This window comes from Sulfitobacter sp. HI0027 (genome assembly GCF_001634775.1).
GTDB lineage: Bacteria > Pseudomonadota > Alphaproteobacteria > Rhodobacterales > Rhodobacteraceae > Sulfitobacter.
The window spans coordinates 1-6602 of record NZ_LWER01000026.1; the positions used below are offsets into that span (position 1 = coordinate 1).

Here is a 6602-nt window from a genome sequence, read left to right on the forward strand (position 1 = left end):
GAACGAGTCCACAGGTTGAGCAAGAGGCCTGTCCACCGGTAAATGGAAATTTCCTCGACGAGAGGGGGGATTTTGGCCGAATCCACCCATGAAACTAAAACGACAACCCATGTTTTTGAGCATATCATTTTTACGTCCGATAATGTAAACTTATTGGACATAATGAGGCCACGCAAGGTGAGGCGTTTTCAGTGATAATTTCTGGTGAAAAGCGCCGTCGTGTTATAGGCTTTGAACATGCCAAACGCCCTGCAAGTTCCCACCGACGACTTAACCAGGATACTCCGGATGCCTACATGGGTCACGTCAGCACGTCCTGAAACCCCTGAAGATGTTGCGTTTTTGTCGGGTGCCGCGCTGAACCACCTGCATGTTGTGCTCGGACGCGCGGAGGTGCCCCAAGCCTTGTTGCGGGACCGGCTCGCGCTGCGCGCAGCGGAGGCTTGTGTCGCGTTCTCTGGCCGACCAGAGAGGGCAGGGGACCTGCGCGACGCGGTGCACCTACTGCGCCCCGGCGATCTTCCCGGACCGGGCGGTGAAACCTACCTTGCGTGGCGGCGCGCGGTGGAGCGGCCGGTGTCGATCAAGGCTCTGGGCCGAGCCTTGCCGACCCTCGAGCAAGGCCAGATCGCGACTTGGCTAGATGCGGGTCAGGGGGTGCCCGTTGGCCGAGCTGCGATGGTGCTCGAGGCAGTATTTCGCGCGGCACCGCGCGCAGAGGTTGCGGCGCTGATCCTTGCGGAGGCGGCCCTCTCCCAGGCCCTCGGTTGGGATCATCTCGTGCCGCTGCTGGCCCCTGGCCTGAAACGCGCCGACCTGCGCAAGCAAGGCGATGACCTTCGCTTGGCCTGTCATCGGGCAATAATCCCTTCAGTGATCGAGGCCGCCAGGCATGCTGCCGACCTCGCGCGTCGGGCGGCGCATCTGAAGGCGGTCGCACCCAAGCTGCGTGCCAAGGGGGCGGTCGACGCGGTCGAGATGTTCCTGACCCGCGATGCTGTGACGCCTTCGGCCTTGCCCTTGCCGGATCGCGCCGCGCGGCGGCTCTGCGACCGGCTGGTTGACCTCGGCGCGGTACGCGAACTGTCCGGGCGCGACACCTTCCGGCTCTACGGAGTGTAGGGATGGCGAAGGATCGCTCTGACCCCGAATTGGATCGTGAGTTGCTCGACCTGCCGCCGGAGGCGCGCTGGCGGGAATGGATGCGCCGGATCGAGGCGGTGCTCTTTGCCTCTGCCTCGCCGGTGCCGCGCGACGACCTGGCGCGCGTGGTGGGGCAGGGGGCCTCGGTCGACCTGCTGGTCGAGGACCTTGCCGCCGATCTGGAAGGGCGGGCCTTCGAGATCGCCCAGGTCGCCGGGGGCTTGATGTTCCGCACGCGCGCCACCTACGGCCCCGCGATCCGCGCGGCGGCAGATATCGGGGACCAATTGCTGGACCTGAGCGAATTCGACGTCGCGGTCCTGGCCGCCATCGCCTATCACCAACCGATCACACGCGACGGGCTGAAGGACATCTTCGGTAAGGAGATCAGCCGTGATCTGATTGGGCGGCTGCATGCGCGCGACCTGATCGGGACCGGGCCAAGGTCGCCTCGGCGCGGCGCTCCCTACACCTTCGTCACCACAGAGCAGTTCCTCGTCGCCTTCGGGTTGGAGTCCCTGCGCGATCTTCCCGATCGGGAGCAGTTGGAAGATGCTGGGGTTGTGGCGGAAGCTTCACAAGTCGATTTCGGGTAACGCGTTGCCGATGCTGAGCGTAAAGTCCGCCGTTCGGATTATCGTTTCAGTATTTCTGAGCGAAGCCCCGTGCATTTATTAGCGGCAAGGCCTCCGGCGATACGCCTCGCGGCCGATGAGAAGTCGAAGCCCTACTATGCGATTTCCACCCCACCTCCCGTGAGTCTGCGAAGCGAATAGCCAGACAGTGAATAGTGGGAGAACCCTGACGGTTGAGCACGGCTACACACCCGCAGGACGAGTATATATAGAGAAACTATCGTAGCATTTCCTGCGAGGGGGACACCAAATCTATGAAGCTCACACGCATTGAAGTTTTCAATTTTCGAAAATTACGACGCGCCCGTCTGGATATGTCGGACAAACAAACTCTGCTCGTCGGGGCCAATAACAGCGGGAAGACATCGGCCATGAAGGCGCTGCGCAAATTCCTCAAGGATCGGGGCGGTATCGACGCGCGTGATGTTTCAGCCTCAAACTGGGCCGCTATCGAAAAGATTGCGGGTACTTGGACACCGGAGGCCGAGGCGGATCTCAGCCCGCTCCAAGACCAGCTTCCGTTCATCGACGTCTGGCTCCACGCAGACAACTCAGAACTTCACCATGTCGCGCATCTGATCCCCACCCTTACCTGGACAGGTGGCCTGCTCGGGGTACGCCTGCGACTTGAGCCAAAGAACGGGTCGGACATCAAGGCGCAGTACCTGGCTGCACGAGAAGCCGCTCAAACGCTGCAACCCGGCGGCGCAACGGCCAAAGGGTTCGCGCTTTGGCCGCGCGATTTTCGGGAGTTTCTGGACAAACGACTGCGGGACCTATTCGAACTCAACGCCTATCTTTTGGATCCCATGTGCTTCACCACAACAGGGCCGGTGGAGCCGCATCCCCTGCCGCCATTGGCGGAGGGGATCGGTTCAAACCCCTTTGCTGGACTCATCCACATTCGTGAGATCAACGCGCAACGCGGTTTCGCAGACGCAGGGGACAGTAACGGCGACGACGATGAAGCGATGAGCGCGACTAGCCGCAAGATTGCCAGCCAGATACAGCCCTATTTCCGTAAACATATCGACCCCGAAAAGGACCCCACGCCGAACGATGTCAAAGCGCTCGAGGCAATCCATGATGCCGAAACCACCTTTAATGCCCGGCTCAAGGATGGGTTCGCTGATGCTATCAAGGAACTGGAAAGTCTCGGCTACCCCGGCGGGCTGAACAATCCGAAACTCTTCATAGCCACTCAGATCAAACCCGTTGACGGGCTCGATCACCCGGCTGCGGTGCAATACGACATCTCGGGCGACACATCCGGGGTGAAACTGCCAGAAGGCTACAACGGCCTGGGTTTCCAGAACCTGATCTCCATGGTGTTTCAGCTCATGCGTTTCCGTGATGACTGGATGCAGGTAGGAAAGTTCAAGTCAAAGGCGGTGACCCCAGACGACAAGGGTATCGAACCCCTGCAACTGGTGCTGATCGAGGAACCGGAGGCGCACCTGCATGTTCAGGTGCAGCAGGTGTTTATGGCTAGGGCACACAAGGTGCTGCGCAACCATAAAGATCTGGAGCAGGAGGGCTCGGCCTTTACCACTCAGCTGGTCGTGAGCACCCATTCGGGCCATATCGCACACGCCGCCGCGTTTGAGGAGCTGCGTTACTTCAAGCGCGAGCTGCCAAGTCACGGAGTTGTGCCCACGGCCAGTGTGGCGAATATGACTGGGCTCTTTGGTGCGGACAATGAAACCCATCGCTTCGTGACGCGCTATCTGCTGACTACACATTTTGATCTATTCTTCGCAGACGCCATCATCGTGATTGAGGGTGCTGCGGAGCGGATTCTGCTGCCGCATCTGATCCAGCATCACTACCCTGATTTGGCTGCAGCCTATCTGTCCTTTTTGGAACTGGGGGGCAGTCACGCGCATAGGCTGCGGCCTCTGGTCGAGGCGCTGGAAGTGCCGACGCTGATCATCACCGATCTCGACGCGGTGGCAGAGGTCAACAAAGGCGGGAAGGTCGTCAAAGAATCGGTCCAGCCTTGCTGCAGGGCCGCTCAAACCACCGCCAACCACGTACTAAAAACCTGGCTCCCCAAGCTGGCAGAGATCGATGCGTTGTTAGCCTCGCCTCCCAAGGCCCTGTGTCACACGGCCCCTGACCGCCCCATCGCCGTCAGCTATCAAACCTCGCAAAACGTGACACTTGGCTCGGTGTCCACGAACGTCACGCCCAGCACCTTCGAGGATGCTCTTGTTCTGACCAACCCCAAAGCCGTGACGGACGCCGCAGCGACAGAGTTCTCCTGCGTTATGACCCGTGCCTTTGCCAAATCCATCGCTGAGGCTCAGGCCCCTGAAGACCTCGCCAATGCACTCTTTGAAAGGTTGGCAAAAAGACCGGAAAAGGCCGCCTTCGCACTGGATCTATTGTACATCAAAGACATCAAAGCGTTGCGCGCGCCGCCATATATCGACACCGGCCTTACCTGGCTCGCGGGCCAGCTAAAGGGCGTGGAGGGCGCGGCATGACAGATATGACCGACGCTACCCGCGACGCGGGCGCTGACGCGACGATTCGCGAGTGCCTGTCCCTCGATCAGCCGCGCAGCTTCTTTCTCTTTGCCGGGGCGGGGTCGGGCAAGACGCGATCTCTCAAGGAGGCTCTTGAGGGATTGGGCACACAGATCCTGACCACCTTGCGCAAACACAGCCGCAAGATTGCCGTCATCACCTATACTAACGCCGCCGCAGATGAGATCACACGCCGCGTCAAGGCCGATCCGGTGTTTCAGGTGCAGACTATCCACAGTTTCGCCTGGTCGCTCATCGAGGGGCGCTCAGCTGATATTCGGGGCTGGCTAGAGAGCAACTTGCAGACAGAGATTGCCGAAATCCAAGCAGCCCATGCGAAGGGCCGTTCGGGCACCGACGCCCATGACAAACGCGAGAAGAAGATGGCCTCCAAGACGAAGCGGCTGGAGCGCCTGGCTGAAATCCGCGCCTTCACCTATGCGCCCGAGGGGGACAATTTCGGCCGCGATGCGCTGCAACATACCGAGGTCATTGCGCTCGCTGCGCATTTCCTGACTGAAAGCGAGACGTTCCAGAACATCGTCTTGGCACGCTATCCGTTCATCCTGATCGACGAGAGCCAGGACACGATGAAACCGTTGATGGAGGCACTTTTGACATTCGAGGCGCGCCATCGCGGTCGCATCGTCCTAGGGCTGCTCGGGGACACGATGCAGCGCATTTATACTGATGGTTTGCGCGATCTTGACCAGCGAGTGGGGGATTTTGCGCAACCGGCCAAACAGATGAACCACCGCAGCCGCAAGCGGATCGTGGACCTGGCGAATTCGATCCGGCGCGATGAAGATGGCCGCCAGCAGCGGGCGCGCGAAGATAAACCGGGTGGCACCGTGCGTGTTTTTCTTGCGCCGAGTGAAGGCACGGATCGAGCAACCTTTGAAGTCTCAACCTGCGTGGAGATGGCCCGCGTCACCGGAGACCCCGCGTGGCAGAACGCGGAGGCGATCAAGACCCTCACGATCGAGCGTCACATGGCCGCCGCGCGTCTTGGCTTTAGTGAGCTGTTTGAGCCCCTGAGCAAACCCGACAAGCTCAAGGACGGGTTTCGCGATGGCACCTTGCCCGCGATGCGGCTTTTCACCCACCGGGTCTTGCCTTTGGTGACGGCACAAAGGAATGGGGATGCCTTTGCCGCGATGGCAGTGCTGCGCGACGGCTCACCGCTGGTCGATAAGAGAGGTATCCGGACGGGGCGCGGAGGCCAGGCTACTGGCCTCGACGCGGCGCGGGCGGGCGTCGCAGCGCTGATGACGCTATTCAATGACGAATGGGACCCGAGTTGTGCCGAAGTGTTAGCGGTCGTGGCCGAGCACCGGTTGTTCCCGATCCCTGACCAGCTTCGGCCGTGTTTGCCTGACGACAGTCCCATGGCCCAAGACATGGCCGACATCCTTGCCGAGCTGGACCTGACTACGCCCGAGGCCACACCGCCCCCCGAGACCGCTATCACTGGGGCTTGGACGCAAGCGCTTAAGGCGCCGTTTTCCCAAGTGGCGCGTTACCTCGCCTATGTCGAAGACCGCAGCCCATATGGCACCCACCAAGGGGTCAAGGGGCTCGAATTTCCACGGGTCATGGTGATCGCTGATGACGCCCACACACGCTTCAAGGGCCTTGCCTCCTACGAGACGCTGTTTGACGTAAAGCGCCTGTCCCCAGCCTCTCAGAAAAAGGCGGAACAGGGCGAAGAAACCACGATCGAGCGCACCCGCCGTTTGCTATACGTTACCTGCACGCGGGCTGAAGAGAGCCTCGCGCTTGTGCTCTATTCCGAAGCCCCCGACGCGGTCCGCAGGTTTCTGATCACCAACAAATGGATGGCCGAAGACGAGGTCGTGATGGCTGCGGCCGACGGGACCTTTCAGGAAGCTGCACAGCAATGCTGAACATTCAGTAGTGACCATTCTGGGCCGCTTATGTCGACCAGCCGTGTAAACCCGGTTGGTCATGATTTCCGATCGTCAAGAAGCGCCTCTTTATGCCCGAGTACTACAGGTGAGCTGCTTAATGTTGTGGTCTTTTCTTAACCGTATGCGGTGCGCCGCTCCCACACTTACAGCTTAGCGCTTGATCTGCGATTCAGAGGCTTCTTTGTTTTGTGGGGAGTTTCTCGATGGGAGCTACAAGCGAGTTTCTGGCAATGGTGCCTCGTCGTGCGGACGGGAAGCGGAATTGGCCGTCTGAGTTGAAAGCTCGGATTGTTGCTGAGACATTGATTGAAGGCGAGACGGTCAAGGCGGTGGCGAAGCGATACGAACTGATCCCCAGCACC

The 6602-nt window shown here is 60.1% G+C and carries 5 protein-coding genes; all 5 read left to right on the forward strand.

Annotated features, from left to right (window positions below; all coding sequences use genetic code 11):
* The first annotated feature begins 237 nt into the window (after positions 1-237).
* Entirely contained in the window at positions 238-1122 is an 885-nt protein-coding gene (locus A3722_RS01800) for a DUF1403 family protein (protein WP_067625276.1), read from the forward strand.
* 2 nt (positions 1123-1124) lie between these two features.
* Complete coding sequence (scpB, locus tag A3722_RS01805; RefSeq protein WP_067625277.1) at positions 1125-1739, forward strand: SMC-Scp complex subunit ScpB; 615 nt, start codon at positions 1125-1127, stop codon at positions 1737-1739.
* A 293-nt stretch (positions 1740-2032) separates the two neighbouring features.
* A complete protein-coding gene (locus A3722_RS01810) occupies positions 2033-4267 on the forward strand; it encodes an ATP-dependent nuclease (protein WP_067625278.1) in 2235 nt (744 codons plus the stop codon).
* On the forward strand, positions 4264-6216 hold the full coding sequence (locus A3722_RS01815) for a UvrD-helicase domain-containing protein (protein WP_067625279.1): 1953 nt from the start codon (positions 4264-4266) through the stop codon (positions 6214-6216). Before A3722_RS01810 ends, A3722_RS01815 begins: the two co-directional genes overlap by 4 nt.
* A gap of 254 nt (positions 6217-6470) precedes the next feature.
* Positions 6471-6602 (forward strand): transposase (locus tag A3722_RS22990; RefSeq protein WP_150120398.1); only part of this gene is annotated, 132 nt, incomplete at its 3' end.

Bases quoted from the DNA above. Each gene is read 5' to 3' on its own strand.
- A3722_RS01800 (WP_067625276.1), top strand. From the start codon at position 238: ATGCCAAACGCCCTGCAAGTTCCCACCGACGACTTAACCAGGATACTC.
- scpB (WP_067625277.1), top strand. From the start codon at position 1,125: ATGGCGAAGGATCGCTCTGACCCCGAATTGGATCGTGAGTTGCTCGAC.
- A3722_RS01810 (WP_067625278.1), top strand. From the start codon at position 2,033: ATGAAGCTCACACGCATTGAAGTTTTCAATTTTCGAAAATTACGACGC.
- A3722_RS01815 (WP_067625279.1), top strand. From the start codon at position 4,264: ATGACAGATATGACCGACGCTACCCGCGACGCGGGCGCTGACGCGACG.